The following is a 25,040-nucleotide window of genomic DNA, read 5'->3' as shown; positions in this document are numbered from 1 at the left end:
CGGTGGCGGTGACGGACGAGCCGGTTGACGAGGAGCTGCGTGCGGTGCGGTGGGACCGCGCCGCGCGCGGCCTTCGTTTCCGGGCGTCGGCCGCCGCGCGGGCGCCCGAGGAGAGGCTCCGCGCGAGCCGCCCCAGGGCTTGCGTTCTTCATGTGGATCACCCCCGCCGGACGGGTAGGGTCCGTGGCGTAATGTGCATCAACTGCAATTCCGGCCTCGGCCTGTTGAGGGACGATCCCGAAGCGGTGGACCGAGCTGCCGACCACCTGGAAGGAAACGCGTGGAAGCCAACACTCGTAGCACCGGGCGTCTGCCGGCCGCCTTCCTGACGCCCGGGTCCTCCTCGTTCATGGACTTTCTCTCCGAGCACCAGCCGGAGATGCTTCCGGGCAAGCGGCAGCTGCCGCCGACCCAGGGGGTGATCGAGGCGCCGCACGGGACCACCATCGTCGCCGCGGCCTTCCCGGGCGGCGTCGTCCTGGCCGGTGACCGGCGCGCCACCATGGGGAACATGATCGCGCAGCGGGACGTCGAGAAGGTGTTCCCGGCAGACGAGTACTCGGCCGTGGGCATCGCCGGCACCGCCGGTCTGGCGGTGGAGATGGTGAAGCTGTTCCAGCTGGAGCTGGAGCACTTCGAGAAGGTCGAGGGAACGCAGCTCTCGCTGGAGGGCAAGGCGAACCGGCTGTCGACCATGATCCGCTCCAACCTGGGCATGGCCATGCAGGGACTGGCCGTGGTCCCGCTTTTCGCGGGGTACGACGTGGACCGCGACAAGGGCCGGATCTTCTCCTACGACGTGACGGGCGGCCGCTCCGAGGAGTACGGCTACGCGGCCACGGGCTCCGGCTCGATCTTCGCGCGCGGCGCGATGAAGAAGCTCTACCGGGACGACCTGACCGAGGCCGAGACCACGACACTGGTGGTGCAGGCCCTGTACGACGCGGCAGATGACGACTCGGCGACCGGTGGTCCCGATGTCGCCCGCCGGATCTATCCGATCGTCACCGTGATCACCGAGGACGGATTCCGCCGGCTCACCGACGACGAGTGCTCCGAGATCGCCCGCTCGGTGCTCCAGCGGCGCCTGGAGCAGCCGGACGGCCCGCGGGCCGCGCTGCTGTAGCCGGAGCCGGTTCTTGTCCGGAATGATCCAGTGACTTCTACAGAAAGGGACGGATAACCGGTGTCGACGCCGTTCTATGTCTCACCTCAGCAGGCCATGGCCGACCGGGCGGAGTACGCCCGCAAGGGCATCGCCCGTGGCCGCAGCCTGGTCGTGCTGCAGTACGCCGACGGAATCGTGTTCGTCGGTGAGAATCCGTCCCGCGCGCTGCACAAGTTCAGCGAGATCTACGACCGGATCGCGTTCGCGGCGGCCGGCAAGTACAACGAGTACGAGAACCTGCGCATCGGCGGCGTCCGCTACGCCGACCTTCGCGGTTACACCTACGACCGGGACGACGTGACCGCCCGCGGCCTGGCGAACGTCTACGCCCAGACGCTCGGCACGATCTTCTCCAGCGCCGCGGAGAAGCCCTACGAGGTGGAGCTGGTGGTCGCCGAGGTGGGGGAGACCCCGGACGGCGACCAGATCTACCGGCTGCCGCACGACGGCTCGATCGTGGACGAGCACGGCTCGGTCGCGGTCGGCGGCAACGCCGAGCAGATCAGCGGCTACCTGGACCAGCGTCACCGGGACGGCATGTCCCTGGCCGAGGCGCTGAAGCTGGCCGTGCAGGCCCTGTCCCGCGACACCAACGGCAGCGAGCGGGAGATCCCCGCCGAGCGCCTGGAGGTGGCGGTGCTGGACCGTACGCGCCCGCAGAAGCGCAAGTTCAAGCGCATCGTGGGCCGTCAGCTGGGCCGGCTTCTGGAGGCCGACGGCGCGGCGACCGAGGCGGAGAGCGCCGACGAGGACGGCTCCGAGGAGAAGTAGTCCCGTATCCCCGCAGCCCCGTCCCCGGGTGCCCCGGCCCTCCAGTGGGTCGGGGCCCCGGGCGTTTCAGGAGGGCGGGACGGCCTCAGGAGGGGCTGGGCGGCGCCGTGGAGCCCCGTACCACGAGCTCCACGGGAATGTCCCCGCCGACCGGAGTGCGGCCCTCGAGGACGGCCAGCAGGGCGTGCATGCCCCGTTCGCCGAACAGCTCGGCGTCCAGCCGCACGGTGGTGAGCTCGGGGTCGATGGCGGTGGCGAGGGCGAGGTCGTCGAGGCCGGTGACGGAGACGTCGTCGGGCACACGCAGGCCGAGGCGGCGCAGCGCCTTGTACGCACCGGCGGCGAGCTTGTCGTCGTCGCAGACCAGCGCGGTGGGCCGGGGCCCGGGGGCGCTCAGGGCGGCCTCGGTGGCGGCCCTGGCGTCCTCGATGGAGATGGGGGCACGGGCGGTGCGCACGGAGGTGCCGGGCACCGCGCCCACCCGGGCGCCGAGTTCCCTCGCCCGCACCTCGAAGGTCCAGGACGCCACGTCCGCCGCGAGGTGCAGGAAGTGCCGGTGGCCGAGCCCGAGAAGGTGGTCGGCGATCTGGCGTACGCCGTCGGCGATGTCCAGGTTGACCGTCGCGGCGCCCAGGCTGCCCGCGGGGTCGCTGTCCAGCATGACCAGCGGGAGCTGGTCGCCGCGGATCGCCGTCAGCGCGTCGGCGGCCATCGAGGAGGCGATCACGCCGTCCAGCGCGGCCCGGGCGGAGGCGAAAGGGTTGCGCGCCGGGCCGATGCCCTCGGGGGAGGGGTAGAGCACGACGCCGAAGCCGTGCTCGGCGGCGACGCGTGCGGCACCGGTGTAGACGCCGGCGAAGAACTCGGTGGTCAGCACGGGGACGACCAGGAGCACGGTCCGTGTGTGGCCCAGGCGCAGGTTGCGGGCGGCGAGATTGGGCCGGTAGCCGAGTTCCTCGGCCGCGCGGCGCACCCGTTCGGCGGTCGCCTGCGACACCCGGCCGCGCCACTTGTCGCCCAGGACCAGGGAGACGGCGGCCTGGGAGACCCCGGCGGCGTGCGCGACGTCACGGCTGGTGGGGCGCGTGCTGCTTGGGGCCACCGCGGGGACGCTCCTTCGTCTGGACTGGTGAACAGCGCACATGGTACGTATGACCGAGTACGTTATACGTAACACCGGAGGTTGCTCCAGCGCCTCGGGGGAACCGACGGAAGGCGGGGCGATGGCTGTGGGGTTCGGGGGATACCTGGAGATCCTCAGGGCGAGGCACGCCGCCCGGCTGCTGACCGGCACGCTCGTGGGCCGGCTGCCCAACGCCACCGCGGCGATCGCCATCGTGCTGTTCGTCCGCGCGGAGGGCGGCACGTACAGCCTCGCGGGAGCGCTGGCGGCGGTGTACGGCGTCGCCAACGCGGTGGGCCAGCCGGTGCTCGGACGCCTGGTGGACCTGCACGGACAGCCCCGCGTCCAGCTGCCCGCCGCGCTCGCCGCGGCCCTGGCGATGACGGCCTTCGCCCTGACCGGCACGCAGCCGGCCGCCCTCGCGTACGCCTCCGTGGCCGCGGCCGGGCTCTTCACCCCGCCGCTGGAGGGCGGTCTGCGGGCCCTGTGGCCCTCGGTGCTGCGCAGGAACGACCAGGTCCACACGGCGTACGCGATGGACGCCGTGGCACAGGAAGTGATGTTCACCGTCGGCCCGTTGCTCGTGACCCTCTGCGTCTCGCTGTGGTCGGCGCAGGCGGCGCTGGTGGTGCTGAACGGCATCGGCGTGCTGGGCGCGCTGTCCGTGGTCGTCTCGCCCCCTTCGCGGGCCTGGCGTTCGGCGCCCCGGGAGGCGCACTGGCTGGGCGCGCTGCGCTCGCCCGGCCTGCTGGCGCTGCTCGGCGCGTTCCTCTTCGTCGGCGTCGCCATGGGTTCCATCACGGTGGCGGCGGTGCCCTACGCCGACGACCACGGCGGTGACGCGGTGTACGGCTGGCTGATGGCCGCCCTGGGACTGGGCGCGCTGGTCGGCGGCACCGTCTACGGCGCCCGCCAGTGGGCGGGCGCGCCCGAACGGCGACTGCGGCTGCTGGTGGGTCTGCTGGCGGTGTGTTACCTGCCGCTGATGCTGATGCCCGGAGCGGTGCCGATGGTGGCGCTGACGGTGCTGGCCGGGGTCTTCCTGGCGCCCTGCATCGCCTGCGCGTTCATCATCGTGGACCGGCACGCGCCGGCCGGCACGGTGACGGAGGCTTTCTCCTGGCTGGTGACGACGTTCACCGTGGGCGCGTCCGTCGGAACGGGTGCCGCCGGCCCGGTGGTCCAGGCGGGCGGCGCGCTGTGGGGTTTCGCGGTGCCGGGCGCCGCCGGGGCCGTGTCGTTGCTGGTGTTGCTGCTCACCGGGCGGGTCCTCACAGCTCCCGCCGCGGGGGCGGTGGTTGCCGCTTCATCGGAAAATGATCCAAATCGTGCCGCCGAACCTCGTTTGAGCGCAGAGGATCGGGCGTAATGTTCAGTCATGGACCGCCGCATCTTCGGGCTGGAGAACGAGTACGGCGTCACGTGCACGTTCAGGGGACAGCGCCGTCTGTCGCCTGACGAGGTGGCGCGGTACCTCTTCCGCCGTGTCGTGTCATGGGGCCGCAGCAGCAATGTCTTTCTGCGAAACGGCGCCCGGCTCTATCTCGACGTGGGGTCACACCCGGAATACGCGACACCCGAGTGTGACAATGTGACCGAACTGGTCACCCACGACAAAGCCGGCGAGCGCATTCTCGAGGGACTCCTGGTGGACGCCGAACGACGCCTGCACGAGGAGGGAATCGCGGGCGACGTCTACCTCTTCAAGAACAACACCGATTCGGCGGGCAACTCGTACGGCTGCCACGAGAACTATCTGGTGGCACGGCACGGGGAGTTCTCCCGCCTCGCGGACATCCTCATCCCGTTCCTGGTCACGAGGCAGCTCCTCTGCGGGGCGGGCAAGGTCCTGCAGACCCCGCGCGGGGCGGTGTACTGCGTAAGCCAGCGGGCCGAGCACATCTGGGAGGGCGTCTCCTCGGCGACCACCCGTTCGCGGCCCATCATCAACACCCGCGACGAGCCGCACGCGGACGCGGAGCGCTACCGCCGGCTGCACGTCATCGTCGGCGACTCCAACATGTCCGAGACGACGATGCTGCTCAAGGTGGGCGCCACCGACCTGGTGCTCCGCATGATCGAGGCGGGCACGGTGATGCGCGACCTGACCCTGGAGAACCCGATCCGGGCGATCCGCGAGGTCAGCCACGACATCACGGGCCGCCGCAAGGTGCGCCTGGCCAGCGGCCGCGAGGCCTCCGCGCTGGAGGTGCAGCGGGAGTACTACGAGAAGGCCGTGGACTTCTGCGAGCGGCGCGGCATCCGCACCGGCACCGTGGAGCAGGTGCTGGAGCTGTGGGGCCGCACGCTGGACGCGATCGAGACCGAGGACCTCGACCGCATCGGCACCGAGATCGACTGGGTGATGAAGTACAAGCTCATCGAGCGGTACCGGGCCAAGCACAACATGACCATGTCGCATCCGCGGGTCGCCCAGATAGACCTCGCCTACCACGACATCCACCGCCGTCGTGGCCTGTACTACCTGCTGGAGAAGAAGGGCCAAGCCACCCGGATCTGCAACGACTTGAAGATCTTCGAGGGCAAGTCGGTGCCCCCGCAGACCACTCGGGCACGGCTGCGCGGCGACTTCATCCGGCGGGCGCAGGAACAGCGCAGGGACTTCACCGTCGACTGGGTGCACCTGAAGCTCAATGACCAGGCGCAGCGGACGGTGTTGTGCAAGGACCCGTTCCGTTCGGTGGACGACCGGGTGGAGAAGCTGATCGCCGGAATGTGAGCCCGGCGAAACGCGATTGCCGGTTCGAAGGCCCCGGAACGCCACACGGGCGCCGTACGTTCCCCGTACGGCGCCCCGCTCACACCGTAGAGTTGCGCGCACGCCATCAGAAGATCGACCGATTACGAGGCCCCCACCGTGCGCCGACGCTCACTTCTTCTTTCCGTACCCGCGGGACTTGTCACCCTGGCCGCCTGCGGCAACGACAAGGCCGCTTCGAGCAAGGCCAGCGAGAGCGCGACGCCGTCCCCCACCGAGCCGTCCGCCGCGCCGTCGCCGAAGATCGTCTCCGGGCCGCTGCCGGAGATCACCGCGGGCACGAAGTTCGGCGAGAAGCCGACCGTCGCCAAGGGCAGCGGTGACCCGTCGAAGGACATCGCCGTCAAGACGGTGATCGCGGGCGGCGGCCGCACCATCGCGGAGAACGACTACGTCCAGGCGCACTACCTGGGCCAGATCTGGGACACGGCCAAGCTCTTCGACAACTCCTACGACCGCAAGGCCCCCCTGGTCATCCAGCTCGCCCAGGGCACGATCATCGACGGCTGGCGCTATGCCCTCGCCGGCAAGAAGGTGGGCAGCCGCGTCCTGTTCTCCGTGCCGCCCACCTGGGGATACGGCACGCAGGGCAACTCCCAGGCCGGGATCAAGGGCACCGACACGCTGGTGTTCGTCGTCGACCTCCAGGGCACCTTCAACTCCAAGAGCTCGGCCAAGGGCAGGACGGTCGCCCAGGACAACGCGGACCTGCCCAAGGTCGGCACCAACACCGACGGCGCCGCTCCGTCCATCACCGTGCCCAAGAAGGCCGCGCCCACGAAGCTCGTGGCCGACTACGTGATCGAGGGCGACGGCCCCGTGGTCAAGCCGGAGAACACCGTGCTCGTCCAGTACAAGGGCGTGCTGTGGGCGGACGGCAAGGAGTTCGACTCGACGTACAAGCGTGACTCGCTGACCTCGTTCTCCCTCCAGCAGGTCGTCAAGGGCTGGGCCGAGGGACTGGCCGGCAAGAAGGTCGGCAGCCGGGTCCTGGTCGTCGTCCCGCCGGCTCTGGGCTACGGCGACAACCCGCCCCCCAACAGCGGCATCAAGAAGGACTCCGTGCTGGTCTTCACGGTGGACATCCTGGCGGCGATGTAGCGTCGCGCGGCAGTCTCCCGGCGCGGGCGCGCACCCGGCGGGGTGTAAGACTGTGCAGGTTGTCTTGTTGTAGATGAGCAGGAGAAACACGTGAGCATCGAGAAGCCCGAGATCGACTTCCCGGGCGGCGAGCCCCCGGCTGACCTCGAGATCAAGGAGATCTGGGAGGGCGACGGACCGGTGGCCAAGGCGGGCGACACCGTCTCCGTCCACTACGTCGGCGTGGCCTTCTCCACCGGTGAGGAGTTCGACGCCTCCTGGAACCGCGGTACGCCGCTCCGTTTCCAGCTCGGTGTCGGCCAGGTCATAGCCGGCTGGGACCAGGGTGTTCAGGGCATGAAGGTCGGCGGCCGCCGCCAGCTGACCATCCCGGCGCACCTCGCCTACGGCGACCGTGGCGCGGGTGGCCGGATCAAGCCCGGTGAGACGCTGATCTTCGTCTGCGACCTGGTCGCGGTCTGATCGTCCCGCACCGGATCCGCGCGGGATCCGATCATCCGGGGCCCATGCCTGTTCGGGCATGGGCCTCGGCTTTTGTCCGTACGCCGCGGGGCGGTACGGTCATCGGGCGTAAGGACCATAGGGAAGGTGAAGGGCGTCGATGGCCATTGCCAAGGCCGAGCGGCTGATGAACCTGGCGCTGTGCCTGCTCGGGACGCGGCGGCCGCTGAGCAAGCGCGAGCTGCGGGAATCCATCGAGGCCTACGTCGAGGCCTCCGGCCGCGACAGGAGCGTGGCCTCCGGCCGCGACAGGAGCGTGGCTTCCGGCCGCGACAGGGGCGTCGGCTCCGGGGCGGAGAAGGGCGCCGCCGCGTCGGACGACTCCTTCAACCGCATGTTCGAGCGGGACAAGGACGACCTGCGTGAGCTCGGGCTGGTCATCGAGACCGTCGAGAGCCTGGACGGCGAGGTCGGCTATCTGGCCCGCCGTGACAGCAACCGGCTGCCGCCCATCACCCTGGACGCCGAGGAGGCCGCCGCGCTCGGTCTGGCCGCCAAGGTCTGGCAGCAGGCCCGGCTGGCCGGGGCGGCCAGCGGCGCCCTGCAGAAGCTGCGCGCGGCCGGGCTGCCCGAGGACGTCGACCCCTACGAGGCGCACAGCGCGCTGGAGCCCCGTATCCCGGTGCACGAGGCCGCCTTCGAGCCGCTGATGCTGGCCTGCCGCGACCGCCGGCCGGTCGCCTTCGACTACCGCAAGGCCAACGCCGCGCAGCCCGGCACCCGGCATGTGGAACCGTGGGCGCTGGAGTGCTGGCGCGGCCACTGGTACCTGGCCGGCTTCGACCGCGACCGCGGCGCCGAGCGGGTCTTCCGGCTGTCCAGGATCACCGGCCGGGTCCGCTCCCGGGGCAGCGGTTTCACCGCGCCGGTCCCGGACGTCGTCACGGTCCGCGAGACCGTGGCGAGCTGGGCGGGCGAGAGCGCCGACCGCACCGCGCGGATCCGGCTGCGCGCGGACGCCGGCTACCCCCTTCGGGCGAAGGCCACCGCCGTTCGGGAACTCGGGGACGGCTGGGACGAGTTGGACATCCCGTACGGGCACGGGCTGGACGCCTGGCTGGTGGAGTTCGGGCCGGACGTGGTGGTCGTGGAGCCGGCCGAGCTGCGGGCGGACGTGCTGGACCGGCTGCGTGCCGTGGCCAGGGGCTGAGGGGGAGCGGAGCGACACAGTGGCAGGCAAACCGGTCAGGCCCACGAGCGCCATCGACCAGACCCGGCGGATGCTCTCCCTGGTGACGTATCTCAGGGAGCGTCCCGGCGCCCGGATCGAGGACGTGGCGCGCGCCTTCGGCATCACCGAGGACGAGCTGGTCTCCGACCTCGACGTACTGCCCATGTGCGGTACGAGTTTCCGCGGCGGCGACCTGCTCGACATCGACACCGACGGCGAGCGCATCTGGTGGCACAACCCGGCCGCGCTCGGCGCGGAGGCGGCCGAGCCGCTGCGGCTGGCCGCCGACGAGGCGACCGCGCTGCTGGTGGCGGCCCGTGCGGTGGCCACGCTTCCCGGACTGCGGGAGAGCGACCGGCAGGCGCTGCTGCGCGCCACGGCCAAGGTGGAGGCCGCGGCGGGCGAGGCCGCCGGCGCCAGCTCCCGGCTGTCGGTGACGTTCGAGTCCGAGGGCGGGGTCTTCGCCGACGTGGACCGGGCGATCTCCGAGCGTCGCCGGCTGTGGATCCGCTACTACTCGCCCGCCCGTGACGAGGTCACCGAGCGCGAGATCGACCCCATCCGCCTGGTCAGCGTCGGGCACACCTACGTGGAGGCCTGGTGCCGCCGCTCGGAGGCGCGGCGCACCTTCCGGCTCGACCGGGTCGCCGAGATCAAGATCCTCGACGAGCCCTCGGCGCCGCCCGAGATGGAGCTGCGCGACCTGTCCCAGGCCCTGGTGCAGCCGGCCGCGGAGGACCCGGAGGTGGTCGTCGAGGTCGGTCCCGGGGGCCGCTGGGTCGCCGAGTACTACCCGCACGACAGCGCCGATGAGCTTCCCGACGGCGGGCTGCGTATCACTCTGCGCACCCCGGATCCGGCGTCGCTGCGACGGCTGGCGCTGCGTCTGGGCCGCGACGGCCGGATCGTCGCCCCGCGGGAGCTGGCCGACAGCGCCCGGCAGGCGGCCCGTGAGGCCCTGGCGGCCTACGAGGCGGCCCACGACGGAGCCCGGGCCCCCGCGGACCGCGTGACGGCGGGGGAGCCCCGGGGTGCGGACGTGGTTCACGACGGTCGGTACGACAGGCAGGAGCAGGGGCTTTGAGCGAGTCGGCGACGGCTGGGGTGCGTGAGATGTCGGTGGCGGCGGCGTTCGCCGGGATGCGGAGCGTGACTCCGGTGGTCTTCCGGGCGGGCTGCCCCGACTGCCGGGGCAGGTTCGAGCTCACCGCGAGTGCGCTGCGCCTGGTGATCGGCGCCAGCAGCCGCACCACCTTCTACTCCTTCACCTGCCCCGACTGCGGCACCGCGGTCCGCAAGCCGGCCGGCGAGCGGATCGTGGAACTGCTCACCGGCGGCGGGGTCAGTACCCTGCGCCTGCACTCGGCCCTCTAGGCTCGGCGTCATGGTGTGGGCGATGGCCGCGGTGGCCGTGGGGTTCGTGGGAATGGCCGTGCTCGCGGTGCTCGCCGTCCGGGTCTTCGTCGAGGCGCAGCGCCTGGGCCGTCAGGTCACGGAGTCGGCGCGGCGCATCAACCGGGCCGCCGAGGACCTGGAGCGGGCGAGCCTGAGCGCCGCCCGGGCGATGGATCCGAGGTGAGGCCCGCCGGGAAAGTCCCGGAAGTCCCGAGCGTCGTGGTCTTTTCGATCGACACGCCCTGCCATCCTGCCCCTGTGGCCGGGTACGCTGCTGGTCATGGCCCGCGTAAGAGGCATGGGCCGCCCCAGCAGGAGTACGCATGGGGATCGCTCAGCGTTCATCCCCGGGCGTTAGGATTGCTAGCCGGCACGATGGCCGGACACCTGTCCGAGTGGTCGGACATGTCCGCCACCCCGCCTCAGTGAGAAGGTGAAGACTTTATGTTCCGTGGCGCATTTGAGCCGTGGCATCTGGTGCTCCTGGTTCTGGTGATCGTCCTGGTGTTCGGCTCGAAGAAGCTTCCGGACATGGCGCGCTCGCTCGGCAAGTCCGCGCGCATCCTGAAGAGCGAGGCCAAGGCGATGAAGGACGAGAAGTCGACCACTGCGGCGGGCTCGGCGACTCCGGCCGGTGAGGAGCAGCAGTCCCCGGCCCAGCGCACCATTCAGGCCGCGCCCGGCGACACGACCAGCTCGCGCCCGGTCAACGAGCCGACGGACACGACTCAGCGCTGACCGGACGACCGGAGGCGTTCCGGTCCGCTGCACGAGATGAGGGTGTGGGTTGCTGAAGTCTGCCCGCAAGAAGGAGAAGGACCCCGAGGGGCGGATGTCGCTCGCGGATCACCTCCGTGAGTTGCGCAACCGGCTCGGGAAAGGTGTCCTGGCGATCCTGCTCGTGACGATCGTCGCCGCCTTCTTCTACAAGGACATCGTCAACTTCATCACCAAGCCGGTGCTGGACTCGGTGGGGTGTGGGCAGTCCTTCCTCGACCTGGCCAAGTCGGAGAAGGGTGGCGCCTGCGCGCACCTCACGATCAACGGCCTGCTGAAGCCGTTCACGCTGGCGCTGAAGGTGTCGCTGATGACGGGCGTGGTGCTGGCCTCGCCGGTCTGGCTCTATCAGCTGTGGGCGTTCGTCGCCCCGGGACTGCACAAGCACGAGAAGAAGTACGGCTACGTGTTCGTCGCCGCCGGCTTCCCCCTCTTCCTCGGGGGCGCCTACTTCGCCTACCACGTGCTGCCCACCACCGCCAGGGTGCTGATCGACTTCACCCCCAGCGGGGTCGACAACCTGCTCCCGCTGGATGACCTGCTCAACCTCATCACGCGCATGGTGGTCGTCTTCGGGCTCTCGTTCGAGATGCCGCTCCTGCTCGTCATGCTCAACCTCACCGGCATCCTGTCCGGGAAGCGCATGCTCGGCTGGTGGCGGGGCATGGTCGTCGGCATCACGGCCTTCGCGGCGGTCGCCATGCCGAGCCCCGACCCGCTGACGATGCTGGCGCTGGCCGCACCGATCTGCGCACTGTACTTCGTCGCGGTGGCCATCTCCTTGCTCAATGACCGGCGCAAGGACCGGCTGGCCGCGCTGGGACCGTCGGACGACGAGGCCTCCGAACTCGACCTCACCCCCGAGGACATCGGCGAGGTCGAACCCGTCAACTCCCGCCGCGCCCTGCCCGAGCAGACCGACGGGGACCGGGTCAACGGGTACGACGACGCGACCTGATCACCACCACGGATTCCCCGGCCGGCCGCTCGCACCGCGAGCGGCCGGCCTTTTCCATGCCAGGGACGATCGCGATAATGATCGTCCTGTTGTCGGTGCGGCCCGGTACGCTCGAAAGCACGATGACAGAGGACCTCTCACCGGCCGAGCGGTACGCGGCAGCGCGCAGGCGAGCTGCCGAGCAGGCCACCGCCCTCGCGGGTTTCCGCGAGATGTACGACTTCGGCCTCGACCCGTTCCAGATCGAGGCCTGCCAGGCGCTCGAGGCGGGCAAGGGCGTACTGGTCGCCGCGCCCACGGGCTCCGGCAAGACGATCGTGGGCGAGTTCGCCGTCCACCTCGCCCTCCAGCAGGGCCGGAAGTGCTTCTACACGACGCCGATCAAGGCGCTGTCGAACCAGAAGTACGCCGACCTGTGCCGTCGCTACGGCAGCGGCAAGGTCGGCCTGCTGACCGGCGACAACAGCGTCAACTCCGAGGCTCCGGTGGTCGTGATGACCACCGAGGTGCTGCGGAACATGCTGTACGCGGGCTCGCAGACCCTGCTCGGCCTCGGCTACGTGGTCATGGACGAGGTGCACTACCTCTCCGACCGCTTCCGCGGCGCCGTGTGGGAGGAAGTGATCATCCACCTGCCGGAGTCGGTGACCCTGGTGTCCCTGTCGGCGACGGTGTCCAACGCCGAGGAGTTCGGCGACTGGCTGGACACCGTCCGCGGCGACACCGAGGTGATCGTCTCGGAGCACCGGCCCGTGCCGCTGTTCCAGCACGTGCTGGCCGGGCGCCGGATGTACGACCTGTTCGAGGAGGGCGAGGGCAACCGCAGGGCGGTCAACCCCGACCTCACGCGGATGGCCCGCATGGAGGCCGCCCGCCCCTCCTACCAGGACCGCCGGCGCGGCCGTGCGATGCGCGAGGCCGATCGCGAGCGGGAGCGCAGACAGCGGTCCCGGATCTGGACCCCGAGCCGTCCCGAGGTCATCGAGCGCCTCGACGCCGAGGGCCTGCTCCCCGCGATCACCTTCATCTTCAGCCGCGCCGCCTGCGAGGCCGCCGTCCAGCAGTGCCTGTACGCGGGCCTGAGACTCAACGACGAGCAGGCGCGCGAGCGGGTCCGCGCCCTGGTCGAGGAGCGCACCGCCGCCATCCCGGCCGAGGACCTGCACGTCCTCGGCTACTACGAGTGGCTGGAGGGCCTGGAGCGCGGTATCGCCGCCCACCACGCGGGCATGCTGCCGACCTTCAAGGAGGTCGTCGAGGAACTGTTCGTGCAGGGCCTGGTCAAGGCGGTCTTCGCCACCGAGACCCTCGCCCTCGGCATCAACATGCCGGCCCGCTCGGTGGTCCTGGAAAAGCTCGTGAAGTGGAACGGCGAGCAGCACGCCGACATCACTCCCGGCGAGTACACCCAGCTCACCGGCCGCGCCGGCCGCCGCGGCATCGACGTCGAGGGCCACGCGGTGGTGCTGTGGCAGCGCGGTATGAGCCCCGAGCACCTGGCGGGCCTGGCGGGCACCCGCACCTATCCGCTGCGCTCCAGCTTCAGGCCGTCGTACAACATGGCGGTGAACCTGGTCGACCAGTTCGGCCGGCACCGCTCGCGCGAGCTGCTGGAGACGTCCTTCGCGCAGTTCCAGGCCGACAGGTCGGTCGTCGGCATCTCCCGGCAGGTGCAGCGCAACGAGGAGGGCCTCGAAGGCTACAAGGCCTCCATGACCTGCCACCTCGGCGACTTCACGGAGTACGCGCGGCTGCGCCGGGAACTGAAGGACCGTGAGACCGAGCTGTCCCGGCAGGGGGCGGTCCAGCGGCGTGCCGAGGCCGCCGTCGCCCTGGAGAAGCTCAAGCCGGGCGATGTCATCCATGTCCCCACCGGCAAGTTCGCGGGCCTGGCGCTGGTGCTGGACCCGGGCCTGCCCGCGGGCCGCTCCAACGGCCACCGCGGCCTGGAGTACCACGACGGCCCGCGCCCGCTGGTGCTGACCGCCGAGCGTCAGGTCAAGCGGCTGGCGGCCATCGACTTCCCGGTGCCCGTGGAGCCGCTGGAGCGGATGCGGATCCCGAAGTCGTTCAACCCGCGCTCCCCGCAGTCCCGCCGCGACCTCGCCTCCGCGCTGCGCACCAAGGCCGGGCACATCTCGGCGGAGCGGCACCGCAAGCGGCGCTCCCAGGCGGCCGACGACCGCGAGATCGCCCGGCTGCGCGCCGCGCTGCGCGCCCACCCCTGCCACGGGTGCGACGACCGCGAGGACCACGCCCGTTGGGCCGAGCGCTACCACCGGCTGACGCGCGACACCAGGCAGCTGGAGCACCGCATCGAGGGGCGTACGAACACCATCGCGCGAACCTTCGACCGGATCGTCGCGCTGCTGACGGAGCTCGACTACCTGCGCGGCGACGAGGTCACCGAGCACGGCAAGCGGCTGGCCCGGCTGTACGGCGAACTCGACCTGCTGGCCAGCGAATGCCTGCGCGAGGGAGTCTGGGAGGGACTGGGTCCGGCCGAACTCGCCGCCTGCGTCTCGGCGTTGGTGTACGAGGCACGGGTCAGCGACGACGCGACGGCGCCCAAGCTGCCCTCGGGGAAGGCGAAGGCGGCGCTCGGCGAGATGGTGCGGATCTGGGGCCGTCTCGACGCGCTGGAGGAGGACTTCCGCATCAACCAGACCGAGGGGGTCGGCCAGCGCGAGCCCGACCTCGGTTTCGCCTGGGCCGCGTACATGTGGGCCTCGGGCAAGGGCCTGGACGAGGTGCTGCGCGAGGTGGAGATGCCGGCGGGCGACTTCGTGCGCTGGTGCAAGCAGGTGATCGACGTACTGGGCCAGATCTCCGCGGCGGCGCCGGTGGAGGGCTCCTCGGTGGCCAGGAACGCGCGCAAGGCCGTCGACGGGCTGCTCCGGGGCGTCGTCGCCTACTCCTCGGTCGGGTAGGCGGAGCCGGACGAACGCATCGACCACATGGCCCTGGCGAGTGCCGCCGGGGCCATGTGGTTTTCGTATGCCCGTACCGCGTCACCGTACGTGTTCGAATCGTGCCGGGGCGTGCAAATGTCCCGAGCGTACTCCCGTCGTGCGCCCCGTTTCAGGCCCTTGCTGAATATGACATGGCGATGATCCGACCGGATTATGCTCGCCCGCGGCGCAGCGAGTTGAGGTTGTTCGCGAGCTTGCTCCCAAGCGTCCTCGAACGCGCCGAAATCCGCGTCGATTTCATGACGTACCCCCACTGGAAGCTGCCCGAACCCAGCCGATTCTCCTCAGAGGGCTTACATGGTGAGTGTTCAATCGCCCCCCGGTGGCCGTGAACTTCCCTACGCGCGCGTGCTGTTGCTGCCCGCCCTGGTGATGGCGGCGGCCACCGGGGCCGCCGTCGCCCTGGTGCCGGACCCGGCCCGCCTCGCCGTCGCCTGCTGCGGCGCCGTCGCCACCCTGCTGGTGCTCACCACGGGCGCCGAGGCGGTACGCCGCGGGCGCGCCGTCCTGGACCAGCGGGCTCAGTACGTCCGGCGCACCGCGGACCTGGAGGAGCGCCTGGCCGCCCACGACCGGGAGATCCACCGTCTCGCCTCGGACGTCCTCCCCGCCGCCATCGACCACCTGCGCGGCAGCCACACACCCGCCGAGGTGATGCGCGACATCGTCGACGGACACCCCGAGTGGCGCGGGATCCCCGAGTCGCAGCGCGCGGTGGTGCGCATGATCCTCAAGATCGTGGACGACGAGGAGAACATCCGGGACTCCACCCAGCGCGCCTTCGTCAGCATCGCCCGGCGCGTGCAGGCGATCGTGCACCAACAGGCGAGGGAACTCAGGGAGATGGAGGAGGACCACGGCCGCAGCCCCGAGGTCTTCGACGATCTGCTGCGTATCGACCACGGCACCGCGCTGATCGGCCGGCTGGCCGACTCCGTCTCCGTCATCGGCGGCGGCCGCCCCGGCCGCCAGTGGCCCAACCCGGTCACGCTCTACAGCGTGCTGCGCGGCGCCATGTCCCGGATCCTGGAGTACCGGCGGATCGAGCTGCACTCCATCGCCAAGGTCAACATCAGGGGCGTCGACGTCGAGCCCGTCATCCACGCCGCGGCCGAACTCCTCGACAACGCCACCCGCTACTCGCCGCCGCAGACCAAAGTGCACGTCACGGCCGTGGAGGTGCAGACCGGCGTCGCCATCGAGATCGAGGACGGCGGGGTCAGCCTGAACGAGGAGACCCGCGCCCGGATCGAGCGGCTCCTAGAGGCGGCGAAGGCCGGTGTCGACCCGCTGGACCTCAGCGACACCCCCCGCCTGGGCCTCGCGGTCGTGGGACGGCTGTGCGCGAAGCACGGGATGCGGGTCTCCCTGCGGGCCTCCGCGTACGGCGGTGTCCGCGCGGTCCTCGTGGTGCCCGGCGAGATGACGACCACCGAACCCGCTCCGGGTCTCGCCCACGGCATCGGCGCCACCTCCATGCCGCGACCGGGGGAGGACGCGGTGGCGGGCCCCGAGCGCGCCCCGAAGAGACGCCGGCCCACCAGCCCCCGCGTCCCCGCCGCGGTCTCCCCGGCGGACGACGAGATCCCCGAGGTCACCGAGTGGACGGCGGGCGGCCTGCCGCAGCGCCGTAGCCGGGCCAGGGCCCCGCTGGGCCGGCGTGTCGCCGAGCAGGCCGCCGCCGAGCGGGCCGAGCGTGAGGGCGGTGCGGTGCGGGCCGCGTCCGGACCCGGGACCGCGCCCAGCAGGAAGGACCCCGAACCGGGCCTGTGGGTGGAGGCCTTCTGGGACGGGCTGAAGAAGGACAACCCGGGCCCGGACCCGACCGCGTTCACCCGGGAACCGACCGCGTATCTCCACCTGATCGAGGAGCCGGCCCGTGCCGAGGCCGACGTCCGGGCCGACGACGAGGGGGACCTCAAGTGATCCAGCAGCGAGCCAACTTCGACTGGATGCTCAAGGAGCTCCACGACAGCGTGCCCGGCATCGGGATGATCGTGGTGCTCTCGGCCGACGGCCTGCGCATCGCCCGCTACGGCGGTGACGGCGACGCCGCCGACCGGGTCGCCGCGGCCTGCGCCGGACTCCAGAGCCTCGCGTCCGCCGTCGCCGTGGAGATCCCGGGCAGCGACGGCCGGATGAAGCTGGTCGTCATCGAGATCGACGGCGGCTACTTCTACCTCATGTCCGCCGGGGCCAACGCCTATCTCGCGGTGCTCGCCGACGTCCGTACCGAACCCGGACTGATGAGCGCCCGCATGCGCGACCTCGTGGTCCGCATCGGCGCCCACCTGACCAGTCCGCCGCGGCGGGGCGGGCGGACCGAATGAGCCCTCCACGGCGCCAGAGGCGTTCCCCCGGGCACGGACCGCCCCCGACGTCCCCCGAACCCGCCGGGCAGGGCGAGGAGAGGAACCCCGAGCGGCTGTACGTGGTCGCCGGGGCGGGCGAGGACGGCGCCCGCGCGGCCGTCGACCTGGTGACCCTGATCGTGGCGCGCGAGGAGCCGCCGCCGTCCGCCGCCCCGGAGCAGGTGGCGCTGGTGCGGCTGTGCGCCGCCCCACTGTCCGTGGCCGAGCTGTCGGCCTATCTCGGCCTGCCGTTCAGCGCGACGACCGCGCTGATCACCGAGCTGCTCGCGGCCGGCCTCGTGCAGGCCCGCGCGCCGATCGCCCGCCAAGTGGTCCCCGACCGACACCTCCTCGAAGCGGTGATGCATGGACTTCAAAGGCTCTGACACCCTCCCCGGCCCGCGCACCGAGGACCATCTGCCGCACACGGTCAGGACCGCGGCGAAGATCGTGATCGTCGGCGGTTTCGGGGTCGGCAAGACGACCATGGTGGGCTCGGTCAGCGAGATCAGACCACTGACCACCGAGGAGACGATGACCCAGGCCGGGATCGGCGTCGACGACGACTACGGCTCCGAGTCCAAGTCGGCCACCACCGTGGCGATGGACTTCGGCCGCATCACCGTCAGCGACCACCTGGTGCTCTATCTCTTCGGCACCCCCGGCCAGCAGCGCTTCTGGTTCCTGTGGAACGGGCTGTTCGAGGGCGCGCTCGGCGCGGTGGTACTGGCCGACACCCGCCGGCTGGAGGTCAGCTTCGACGTCATGGGCCGCCTGGAGGAGCGCGGCGTGCCCTTCGTCGTCGCCGTCAACTCCTTCCCGGACGCCCCCCGTCACCCGGTGGCGGAGCTGCGTGCCGCGCTCGACCTGTCCGAGGAGATCCCGATCGTCGAGTGCGACGCGCGGCTCCGTTCCTCCAGCCGTGACGTTCTGTTGACGCTGACACGCTTCCTGCACTCCCTCGCCGTGACCGGCTCGCCCCTCTGATCCGCGCCTGCCCGCCCGCGCACCCACACCTCCTCCGTTCCCGGAAAGCGACCGCCGTGACGCCTGAACCCCCTTCCCCGACCCGTCCGGACGACCTCGCCCCCGCCCCGCTGCCCGGCTGCCCCGCGCACGGCACCGGGCCCGGCGGACTGCACCGGCTCCACGAGGCGCGGGACCTGAGAGTGCTCTACGAGCAACTCCGCGAGCAGTACGGCCCGGTGGCGCCCGTACTGCTCCACGACGACGTGCCGATGTGGGTGGTCCTCGGCCATGCCGAGAACCTGCACATGGTGAGCACCCCCTCGCAGTTCACCAAGGACAGCCGCATCTGGACGCCGCTCAGGGACGGCACGGTCAAGCCCGATCACCCGCTCATGCCGCACATCGCCTGGCAGCCGATCTGCGCCCACGCCGAGGGCGAGGAACTCAGGCGGCTGCGCGGCGCCGTGCAGGGCGCCCTGGAGTTCATCGACTTCCGCGCCCTGCGCCGCCACATCGGCCGGGCCACCCAGCGCCTGGTCAACCGGTTCTGCGAGACGGGCCGCGCCGACCTCGTCGCCCGGTTCACCGAGCATCTGCCCATGGCGGTGATGTGCCAGGTCCTCGGCATGCCGGAGGAGTACGACGACCGGATCGTGCAGGCCGCCCGCGACATGCTCAAGGGCACCGAGACCGCGATCGCCAGCAACGAGTACATCATGGACTGCCTGCTGCGGCTCACGGTCCGCCGCCGGGCCCGGCCCGAGGACGACCTCACCAGCCACCTCATCGACCAGCCGGCGGGCCTGACCGACGAGGAGGTCGGCCAGCATCTGCGCGTCGTACTCATCGGCACCTACGAGGCCAGCGCCAACCTGCTGGCCAACACCGTGCGCCGGGTCCTGACCGAGCCCGGTTTCCGGGCCCAGCTCAACGGCGGTCAGATGACCGTGCCGGAGGCGGTCGAGCAGTCCCTGTGGGACGAGCCGCCGTTCAGCACCATCTTCGGCTACTTCGCCAAGCAGGAGACCGAACTCGGTGGCCGGCGCATCCGACGGGGCGACGGGCTGCTGCTGGGCATCGCGCCGGGCAACGCCGATCCCCGGGTGCGGCCAGGTCCGACGGCGGACATGCAGGGCAACCGCTCCCACCTCGCCTTCGGCGGCGGCCCGCACGAGTGCCCCGGCCAGGACGTCGGGCGTGCCATCGCCGACGTCGGCGTCGACATGCTGCTGACCCGGCTGCCGGACCTCCGGCTCGACTGCGAGGAGACGGAGCTGCGCTGGACGGAGTCGATCGCCTCCCGCCATCTGCTGGAGCTGCCGGTGCGGTTCACGCCGAGGCCGCAGCAGGACGAGCGGTCCAGGCCGAGCCACACCCCGCACCCGGTTGAGCCGTCACGCCCGGACTGGGAGATCGGCACGGCGACCGCGGGGCGGCGGCCGGAGCGGTCGCCCGAGTCGCCCTCCGAGCCCCCGACCACGGGCTCAGGAGTGCCGTCGACCACGCGCGCGAGCGGGCCGGAGCCGGGTGCCGCACCGGCTGCCGTGGAGCCGGGTGTCGCGCCTTCCGCGGACGCCCCGCACCCCGCACCGGGCGACGGCGCGGCCCGCCCCCTGGGTGTCCGGCAGCGCCTCCTGCGCTGGTGGCGCGGTTACTGACGACCCGCCCACCCCGCGAAGTCGGACCAGGCCCGAAGCACCAGCCCGCTGCTGAACCGGTGCTCCGCCCCGGTGACCGGGTCCGTGAACACCATTGTCCGCGCGAGCAGTTGCAGCGGGCGCCGGAAGTCACCGGCGGGCACCGGGTCGGTCACCACCGGATAGAGCGGGTCGCCCAGGATCGGTACGCCCAGCGCGTTCATGTGCACGCGCAGCTGGTGCGTCTGCCCGGTGGCGGGCACCAGCCGGTACCGCCCGAGCCCGTCCGGGCGGTGCTCGGCGAGCTCCACACGCGTGACGGCGTTCGGATCGCCTGCCACCTCGCGGGCGGCCTGGACCCCGCGCTCCTTCACGATCCGGCTGCACACGGTCCGCGGCAGGGCCAGTGCCGGGTCGTACGGCGCCACCGCCTCGTACTCCTTGCGCACCAGCCGGTCGCGGAACAGCGCCTGGTAGGCGCCGCGTTCCTCGGGCCGCACCGTGAACAGCACGAGACCGGCGGTGAGCCGGTCCAGGCGGTGCGCGGCGCTCAGCGCGGGAATCCCCAGCTCGCGGCGCAGCCGTGCCAGGGCCGTCTCGGCGACGTGTGAACCGCGCGGGGTGGTGGCGAGGAAGTGCGGCTTGTCGACGACGACGAGGTGCTCGTCACGGTGCACGACCCGGAGCGGGAACGGCACCGGCACCTCCTCGGGCAGTTCCCGGTGGAACCACACGTACATGCCGGGCTCGTACGGCGCGTCGGTCGCCACCGCCCGTCCGTCGGCCCCGACGACCAGGCCCGCGTCGACCATGGCCCCGACCACCCCGGGCCCGGCCCCCGACAACCGCTCCACCAGATACGCCCGCACGGTGGCCCAGGACCCGGCGGCGGGCAGCCGCACCCGCACCGGATCCACCCCGCGGCGCTGCGGCAGGGGAGAGGGCGGGGTACGGGTCTTGCGTCGCATCGACCGAAAGCCTACGAGGCCGCCCGCGACTCGGGAAAACCTGTGCGCCGACGGCCGGCCCACGGGCAGGATGCGGGCCATGCCTCTTCTGATCAGCCCGGTCCTTCCGGCCGGCACCTTCGCGCGCACCACGCAGCCCACCCTGTCCACCGGCGACGGCCTCCTCCTGCGGCCCTGGATCCCCGAGGACGCCCCCGTCGTCCACGACGTCTTCCAGGACCCGGTCATGCACCAGTGGCACGCCAGGGCCGCCGAGTCCGAGGCCGAGGCGGCCGGCTGGATCGAGGACTGGCGTGCCGCCTGGGCGGCGGACCGGGAGGCCCAGTGGGCGGTGGCGGACGCGGACACCGGCCGTCCGGTGGGGCGGGTCGCGCTGCGCGAGGTCCGGTTCGAGGACGGCGCTGCCGAGGTGGCGTACTGGACCGCTCCGGCGGCGCGTGGCCTGGGCGTGGCCTCGCGCGCCACCGCGGCCCTCGTCCACTGGGCGTTCGAGGTCACCGGATTCCACCGACTGGAACTCCTGCACTCCGTACGCAACGAGGCGTCGTGCCGTGTCGCGGCCAGGGCCGGGTTCGCCGTGGAGGGCACCAAGCGCGGGTCCGGCCTCCACGCCGACGGCTGGCACGACATGCACCTGCACGCCCGCCTGCGGGGCGACTGATGGTGGAGCACCGCGATATATCGCGTACGTTGACGCGGCCTGCGAGTCGCGATATGTTCGTCTCCGGATATTCGGAAGCGAGGTGATCGGGGTATGGCCGGCGGGCGCAGGAAGCTGAGCAATCCGCTCGCGTTGACCGTGATGACCACGCTCTGGCAGAAGCCGATGCACCCCTACGAGATCGCGCAGACCCTGCGCCGTCAGGGCAAGGACGCCAGCACCAAGATCAACTACGGCTCGCTCTACACGGTCGTGCAGAACCTGGAGGAGCGCGGCTTCGTCGAGGTGGTCGACGTCGAGCGCCGGGGCAACCGCCCCGAGCGCACGATCTACGCGCTCACCGGGCCTGGCCGTGAGGAGATGACGCGGTGGCTGTCGGACCTCGTCGCCGTGCCGGCCAAGGAGTACCCGATCTTCGAGACCGCGCTCTCGCTGCTGGGGGCGCTGCCCCCGGACGACGTCGTGCGGCTGCTGGAGGAGCGGCTGACCGCCCTGGAAATGCGGGTGGCGAGCGGACGGGCGGTGCTGGACAAGCTCAACGAGACGCTGCCGCGCCTGTTCCTCATAGAGGTCGAGTACCACCAGCACATGGCCGAGGCGGAGACGGAATGGGTCCGCGGCTTCGCCCGCGAGATCCGCGAGGGCTCGCTGCCGGGCGTCGAGAGCTGGCGCCGGTTCCACGAGACGGGGGAGATCCCCGCCGAGTTCGAGGAGATCGAGGAACGCCACTACCAGAAGTGAACTCGTCATGAGACAGACCCCGGCAGGGCTGTTGCAGCAGTCCCGCCGGGGTCTCGAACCCCGAAGCCGAATCCACCGTGAGGCTTCTCCGGGCGATCGAGGTGCGGCACACCCAGGATAGCCCGGCGCTCTCACGTGGATCAGTCGGCGATCTTCGCCACCCATCCACTCACCACTCATCCAGGAGAGCTCCGCCATGAGTCCCACCCGGGCACCCGCCGTCGAGGCGCGCGGGCTGACCAAGACCTATTCCGGCGACGTCACCGCCCTCAACGGCATGGACATCACCGTCGAGCCGGGCACCGTCTTCGGTCTCCTCGGCCCGAACGGCGCCGGCAAGTCCACCACCGTCAAGATCCTCACCACCCTGGCCCGCCCCGACTCCGGCGAGGCGACCGTGGCCGGCCACGACGTGCTGCGCCACCCGGACCGGGTGCGGCGCGCCATCGGCGTGGTCGCGCAGAACTCCGGCGCCGACCCGGTCGCCACCGGCCGCGAGAACCTCCGGCTCCAGGGCAGGCTCTACGGCCTGAAGGGCGCCGGCCTGGACCGGCGGGCCGACGAACTGCTGGAGCGGTTCAGCCTCGCCGACGCCGCCCGCCGCCCGGTCAAGGGCTACTCCGGCGGCATGCGGCGGCGCCTGGACGTCGCTCTCGGACTGATGCACCGGCCCGAGGTCCTCTTCCTCGACGAGCCCACCACCGGCCTCGACCCGGAGGCCCGCACGGCGATGTGGGACGAGATCGGCCGCCTGGCCGGCGAGGAGGGGCTGACCATCCTGCTCACCACGCACTACCTGGAGGAGGCCGACCGGCTCGCCGAGCGCATCGCCATCGTCGACCGCGGCCGGGTCGTCGTCGAGGGCACCCCGGACTCCCTCAAGGGCGAACTGCGCGGCGATGCCGTCCACATGGAACTGCGCGAGGCGGTCGGCGAAGCCGGGCGCACGCTGCTCGCCGCCACCCTGGGCTCCCTGCCCGGCGTGCACGAGGTACTGATCGACGGGCGCCGGATCAGCGCCCGCGCCGACGACGGAGCCGCCGCGATGCCCGCGCTGCTCGCGGGCCTGGAGCACGCCGGGGTCACCGTGACCGCGGCGACCGTGGCCCGCCCTTCCCTCGACGACGTCTACCTCCGCTACGCGGGCCGCCGTTACGCCGAGGCGGAGGCCGAGAGCGGAGCCGCCGGTGCCGAGGCCCTTGCCCTCGGCGGAGGTGCCCGATGAGCACCGCGATCTCCCAGACCTGGTACATGACCCAGCGTCAGATGATGGTGTTCGCACGCCAGCCCGCCTACGCGGTCATCACCCTGATCCAGCCCGTGATCTGGCTGTTCCTGTTCGGCAACCTCTTCAAGAAGGTCGTCGAACTCGGCGGCTTCGGCACCACCTCGTACCTCGACTACCTGGTGCCCGGAGTGGTCGTGATGAGCGCGCTGAGCTCCAACATGTGGGCCGGCATGGGCACGCTGGAGGAGATCCAGCGCGGCACGCTCAACCGGTTCCTGACCACCCCGGTCAGCCGGGCCGCCCTGATGAACGGCAACGTGGTCCACAACGGCCTGGTCACCGCACTCCAGTCGGTCGTCATCGTGCTGCTCGGCCTGCTCGGCGGTGCCGACTACCCCGGCGGCGTCGTCGGCGTCCTGATCCTGGTGCTCGCCTCGGTGCTGCTCGGCACGGTCTTCGGGGCGCTGTCCAACGCGCTCGGCATGCTGGTGCAGGAGCGGGAGTCCATCATCGGCATCAACACCTTCCTGCTGCTGCCGCTGACGTTCCTGTCCTCCGCCTTCATGGCCCCCGCGCAGATGCCCGGCTGGATGCGCCACATTGCCGACTTCAACCCGCTCAACTGGGCGATGGTGGCGGGCCGTTCCGCGATGTCCGCGCATCCCGACTGGAGCGTGGTGGGGAGCCGGGGCGGCGCGCTGCTGGTCCTCGCGGTGGCCGCGGTGTGGCTGTCCATACGGACGTTCCACTCCTACCAGCGGTCGGTCTGAGCCACGCGAAGCGGCGGCGGTACCGACCCGGTACCGCCGCCGCTTCGCAGTGTGGCTCACGCGGCAGGCGCCGCGCCCTCCTGCTCCGCCTCGATGCGGGCGTTCCAGTCCCGCTTGGAGGCCTGCCAGCCGTCCTCGTCGTGGCCGAGCCGCCAGTATCCGGAGATGGACAGGCTCTCGCGGGGAACGGCGTGCTCGACCCGCAACAGCCGGCGCAGCTCCTTCACGAACCCGGCCTCGCCGTGCACGAACGCGTGCACCCGGCCCTCGGGGAACGGCAGCGCCCGTACGGCCTCCACCAGCGCCCGGCCGACCGGCCGCTCGCCGCGGTGCAGCCAGACCACCTCCACGTCGGAGTCGATCTTCTGTTCCTCCTCGGGGCCCGCGACCTCGATGAAGGCGTGGGCCGTCGCGCCCTCGGGCAGCGCCTCCAGGGAGCGCGCGATCGCCGGCAGGGCGCTCTCGTCACCGACCAGCAGATGCCAGTCGGCGCTCGCGTCCGGGGCGTAGGCGCCGCCGGGACCCAGGAAGCGCACGGTCTCGCCCGGTCGCGCCAGCAGCGACCAGGGGCCGGCCAGCCCCTCGTCGCCGTGGATGACGAAGTCCAGGGTCAGCTCGCGGTGGCCGGGGTCCCAGGCGCGCACCGTGTACGTCCGGGTCACCGGCCACTGCTCGCGCGGCAGTTCCTCGCGGATCCGCTGGAGGTCGAAGGGCTCGGGATAGGTGACGCCGTCGGGCGGGAACAGCAGCTTGACGTAGTGGTCCGTGCAGCTGTCCGCCGAGAAGTCGGCCAGGCCGTCGCCGCCGAGCACCACGCGCTGCATGTGCGGGGTCAGCCGTTCGGTCCGGACGACCTGCGCGGAGTGGGTCCTGCGCTGCTTGCGCGCCGGACGTTCTGCCATGACGGCCTCCCAGTTCCCCTTGCTTAGGTTTACCTAAGCTAACACCTCTCCCTGTCGAGTACCTCTCCCTTCCGGAGCGCGACGGGCGCGCGTCGCC

26 protein-coding genes are annotated in these 25,040 nt (G+C 71.4%); 23 read left to right on the top strand and 3 right to left on the bottom strand.

Features of this window, described 5'->3' with window-relative positions:
• Positions 1–2 precede the first annotated feature (2 nt).
• From ACIP4X_RS15655 to prcA, 3 genes are read left to right on the top strand one after another with little or no spacing between them, the layout of a single operon-like run.
• Positions 3–329: an endonuclease domain-containing protein gene (locus tag ACIP4X_RS15655; protein WP_358737172.1), complete on the top strand. Its 327-nt coding sequence runs from the start codon at positions 3–5 to the stop codon at positions 327–329.
• Entirely contained in the window at positions 281–1,126 is an 846-nt protein-coding gene (prcB, locus tag ACIP4X_RS15650; RefSeq protein WP_358737170.1) for a proteasome subunit beta, read from the top strand. The genes ACIP4X_RS15655 and prcB overlap by 49 nt, the downstream gene beginning before the upstream one ends.
• 60 nt (positions 1,127–1,186) lie before the next feature.
• The gene (prcA, locus tag ACIP4X_RS15645) at positions 1,187–1,939 is read left to right on the top strand and encodes a proteasome subunit alpha (RefSeq protein WP_358737168.1); all 753 of its coding nucleotides are present in this window, start codon (positions 1,187–1,189) and stop codon (positions 1,937–1,939) included.
• Positions 1,940–2,024: 85 nt separating this feature from the next.
• Here prcA and ACIP4X_RS15640 read toward each other — a convergent pair whose 3' ends face one another.
• Positions 2,025–3,041: a LacI family DNA-binding transcriptional regulator gene (locus tag ACIP4X_RS15640; protein WP_358737166.1), complete on the bottom strand. Its 1,017-nt coding sequence runs from the start codon at positions 3,039–3,041 to the stop codon at positions 2,025–2,027.
• A 121-nt stretch (positions 3,042–3,162) separates the two neighbouring features.
• On the opposite strand from ACIP4X_RS15640, the gene ACIP4X_RS15635 reads away from it, so the two are divergent.
• The 16 genes from ACIP4X_RS15635 to ACIP4X_RS15560 all read left to right on the top strand — a co-directional run bounded on the left by ACIP4X_RS15635 (position 3,163) and on the right by ACIP4X_RS15560 (position 19,694).
• Positions 3,163–4,431: an MFS transporter gene (locus ACIP4X_RS15635; protein WP_391456432.1), complete on the top strand. Its 1,269-nt coding sequence runs from the start codon at positions 3,163–3,165 to the stop codon at positions 4,429–4,431.
• Between the two features lie 9 nt (positions 4,432–4,440).
• Entirely contained in the window at positions 4,441–5,802 is a 1,362-nt protein-coding gene (pafA, locus tag ACIP4X_RS15630; protein ID WP_055622880.1) for a Pup--protein ligase, read from the top strand.
• Positions 5,803–5,940: 138 nt separating this feature from the next.
• Positions 5,941–6,942, top strand: coding sequence for an FKBP-type peptidyl-prolyl cis-trans isomerase (locus tag ACIP4X_RS15625; protein WP_358737162.1), 1,002 nt, complete (start codon positions 5,941–5,943; stop codon positions 6,940–6,942).
• A gap of 90 nt (positions 6,943–7,032) precedes the next feature.
• On the top strand, positions 7,033–7,404 hold the full coding sequence (locus ACIP4X_RS15620; RefSeq protein ID WP_100567760.1) for an FKBP-type peptidyl-prolyl cis-trans isomerase: 372 nt from the start codon (positions 7,033–7,035) through the stop codon (positions 7,402–7,404).
• A 139-nt stretch (positions 7,405–7,543) separates the two neighbouring features.
• On the top strand, positions 7,544–8,593 hold the full coding sequence (locus ACIP4X_RS15615; protein ID WP_391456435.1) for a WYL domain-containing protein: 1,050 nt from the start codon (positions 7,544–7,546) through the stop codon (positions 8,591–8,593).
• 19 nt (positions 8,594–8,612) lie between these two features.
• A complete protein-coding gene (locus ACIP4X_RS15610; RefSeq protein ID WP_358737158.1) occupies positions 8,613–9,698 on the top strand; it encodes a WYL domain-containing protein in 1,086 nt (361 codons plus the stop codon).
• Positions 9,695–9,988, top strand: a complete 294-nt coding sequence (locus tag ACIP4X_RS15605; protein WP_358737156.1) for a hypothetical protein — start codon at positions 9,695–9,697, stop codon at positions 9,986–9,988. The genes ACIP4X_RS15610 and ACIP4X_RS15605 overlap by 4 nt, the downstream gene beginning before the upstream one ends.
• A gap of 10 nt (positions 9,989–9,998) precedes the next feature.
• Positions 9,999–10,193 (top strand): hypothetical protein, encoded by a 195-nt coding sequence (locus tag ACIP4X_RS15600; protein ID WP_358737155.1) that lies wholly within the window; start codon positions 9,999–10,001, stop codon positions 10,191–10,193.
• A 260-nt stretch (positions 10,194–10,453) separates the two neighbouring features.
• On the top strand, positions 10,454–10,747 hold the full coding sequence (gene tatA / locus ACIP4X_RS15595; RefSeq protein WP_358737153.1) for a Sec-independent protein translocase subunit TatA: 294 nt from the start codon (positions 10,454–10,456) through the stop codon (positions 10,745–10,747).
• A gap of 49 nt (positions 10,748–10,796) precedes the next feature.
• Entirely contained in the window at positions 10,797–11,744 is a 948-nt protein-coding gene (gene tatC / locus ACIP4X_RS15590; RefSeq protein WP_358737151.1) for a twin-arginine translocase subunit TatC, read from the top strand.
• 77 nt (positions 11,745–11,821) lie between these two features.
• Complete coding sequence (locus ACIP4X_RS15585; protein ID WP_358736163.1) at positions 11,822–14,674, top strand: DEAD/DEAH box helicase; 2,853 nt, start codon at positions 11,822–11,824, stop codon at positions 14,672–14,674.
• A gap of 339 nt (positions 14,675–15,013) precedes the next feature.
• On the top strand, positions 15,014–16,642 hold the full coding sequence (locus tag ACIP4X_RS15580) for an ATP-binding protein (protein WP_391456439.1): 1,629 nt from the start codon (positions 15,014–15,016) through the stop codon (positions 16,640–16,642).
• Complete coding sequence (locus ACIP4X_RS15575) at positions 16,639–17,046, top strand: roadblock/LC7 domain-containing protein (protein WP_358736159.1); 408 nt, start codon at positions 16,639–16,641, stop codon at positions 17,044–17,046. Before ACIP4X_RS15580 ends, ACIP4X_RS15575 begins: the two co-directional genes overlap by 4 nt.
• On the top strand, positions 17,043–17,453 hold the full coding sequence (locus ACIP4X_RS15570) for a DUF742 domain-containing protein (RefSeq protein WP_358736158.1): 411 nt from the start codon (positions 17,043–17,045) through the stop codon (positions 17,451–17,453). Before ACIP4X_RS15575 ends, ACIP4X_RS15570 begins: the two co-directional genes overlap by 4 nt.
• Positions 17,434–18,054 (top strand): ATP/GTP-binding protein, encoded by a 621-nt coding sequence (locus ACIP4X_RS15565; RefSeq protein ID WP_391456441.1) that lies wholly within the window; start codon positions 17,434–17,436, stop codon positions 18,052–18,054. The genes ACIP4X_RS15570 and ACIP4X_RS15565 overlap by 20 nt, the downstream gene beginning before the upstream one ends.
• A 56-nt stretch (positions 18,055–18,110) precedes the next feature.
• Positions 18,111–19,694 (top strand): cytochrome P450, encoded by a 1,584-nt coding sequence (locus ACIP4X_RS15560; protein ID WP_358736154.1) that lies wholly within the window; start codon positions 18,111–18,113, stop codon positions 19,692–19,694.
• On the opposite strand, the gene ACIP4X_RS15555 is transcribed toward ACIP4X_RS15560, so the two are convergent.
• Positions 19,688–20,641 (bottom strand): pseudouridine synthase, encoded by a 954-nt coding sequence (locus tag ACIP4X_RS15555; RefSeq protein WP_391456444.1) that lies wholly within the window; start codon positions 20,639–20,641, stop codon positions 19,688–19,690. The two genes, ACIP4X_RS15560 and ACIP4X_RS15555, sit on opposite strands and share 7 nt — an antisense overlap.
• A 79-nt stretch (positions 20,642–20,720) precedes the next feature.
• On the opposite strand from ACIP4X_RS15555, the gene ACIP4X_RS15550 reads away from it, so the two are divergent.
• The 4 genes from ACIP4X_RS15550 (at position 20,721) to ACIP4X_RS15535 (ending at position 24,041) form a co-directional block, all read left to right on the top strand.
• Positions 20,721–21,302: a GNAT family N-acetyltransferase gene (locus ACIP4X_RS15550; protein ID WP_358736151.1), complete on the top strand. Its 582-nt coding sequence runs from the start codon at positions 20,721–20,723 to the stop codon at positions 21,300–21,302.
• Positions 21,303–21,395: 93 nt separating this feature from the next.
• Positions 21,396–22,043, top strand: a complete 648-nt coding sequence (locus ACIP4X_RS15545) for a helix-turn-helix transcriptional regulator (RefSeq protein ID WP_391456446.1) — start codon at positions 21,396–21,398, stop codon at positions 22,041–22,043.
• Between the two features lie 196 nt (positions 22,044–22,239).
• A complete protein-coding gene (locus ACIP4X_RS15540; RefSeq protein ID WP_391456449.1) occupies positions 22,240–23,268 on the top strand; it encodes an ATP-binding cassette domain-containing protein in 1,029 nt (342 codons plus the stop codon).
• Positions 23,265–24,041, top strand: a complete 777-nt coding sequence (locus ACIP4X_RS15535; RefSeq protein ID WP_358736145.1) for an ABC transporter permease — start codon at positions 23,265–23,267, stop codon at positions 24,039–24,041. Before ACIP4X_RS15540 ends, ACIP4X_RS15535 begins: the two co-directional genes overlap by 4 nt.
• A gap of 56 nt (positions 24,042–24,097) precedes the next feature.
• Here ACIP4X_RS15535 and ACIP4X_RS15530 read toward each other — a convergent pair whose 3' ends face one another.
• Positions 24,098–24,943 carry a siderophore-interacting protein gene (locus ACIP4X_RS15530; protein ID WP_358736143.1) on the bottom strand — a complete coding sequence of 282 codons (846 nt, stop codon included), beginning with the start codon at positions 24,941–24,943 and terminating at the stop codon, positions 24,098–24,100.
• Positions 24,944–25,040: the final 97 nt, after the last annotated feature.

Source organism: Streptomyces sp. NPDC088817 (assembly GCF_044750345.1).
Lineage (GTDB): Bacteria > Actinomycetota > Actinomycetes > Streptomycetales > Streptomycetaceae > Streptomyces.
This window is presented reverse-complemented; position numbering and strand designations above follow the sequence as displayed.

Coding starts and splice junctions, on each gene's coding strand:
- ACIP4X_RS15565 (WP_391456441.1), top strand. CDS start 17,434: ATGGACTTCAAAGGCTCTGACACCCTCCCCGGCCCGCGCACCGAGGAC.
- ACIP4X_RS15535 (WP_358736145.1), top strand. CDS start 23,265: ATGAGCACCGCGATCTCCCAGACCTGGTACATGACCCAGCGTCAGATG.
- ACIP4X_RS15555 (WP_391456444.1), bottom strand. CDS start 20,641: ATGCGACGCAAGACCCGTACCCCGCCCTCTCCCCTGCCGCAGCGCCGC.
- pafA (WP_055622880.1), top strand. CDS start 4,441: ATGGACCGCCGCATCTTCGGGCTGGAGAACGAGTACGGCGTCACGTGC.
- ACIP4X_RS15550 (WP_358736151.1), top strand. CDS start 20,721: ATGCCTCTTCTGATCAGCCCGGTCCTTCCGGCCGGCACCTTCGCGCGC.
- ACIP4X_RS15635 (WP_391456432.1), top strand. CDS start 3,163: ATGGCTGTGGGGTTCGGGGGATACCTGGAGATCCTCAGGGCGAGGCAC.
- ACIP4X_RS15600 (WP_358737155.1), top strand. CDS start 9,999: ATGGTGTGGGCGATGGCCGCGGTGGCCGTGGGGTTCGTGGGAATGGCC.
- ACIP4X_RS15570 (WP_358736158.1), top strand. CDS start 17,043: ATGAGCCCTCCACGGCGCCAGAGGCGTTCCCCCGGGCACGGACCGCCC.
- ACIP4X_RS15545 (WP_391456446.1), top strand. CDS start 21,396: ATGGCCGGCGGGCGCAGGAAGCTGAGCAATCCGCTCGCGTTGACCGTG.
- ACIP4X_RS15580 (WP_391456439.1), top strand. CDS start 15,014: ATGGTGAGTGTTCAATCGCCCCCCGGTGGCCGTGAACTTCCCTACGCG.
- ACIP4X_RS15585 (WP_358736163.1), top strand. CDS start 11,822: ATGATCGTCCTGTTGTCGGTGCGGCCCGGTACGCTCGAAAGCACGATG.
- tatA (WP_358737153.1), top strand. CDS start 10,454: ATGTTCCGTGGCGCATTTGAGCCGTGGCATCTGGTGCTCCTGGTTCTG.
- ACIP4X_RS15615 (WP_391456435.1), top strand. CDS start 7,544: ATGGCCATTGCCAAGGCCGAGCGGCTGATGAACCTGGCGCTGTGCCTG.
- ACIP4X_RS15540 (WP_391456449.1), top strand. CDS start 22,240: ATGAGTCCCACCCGGGCACCCGCCGTCGAGGCGCGCGGGCTGACCAAG.
- ACIP4X_RS15530 (WP_358736143.1), bottom strand. CDS start 24,943: ATGGCAGAACGTCCGGCGCGCAAGCAGCGCAGGACCCACTCCGCGCAG.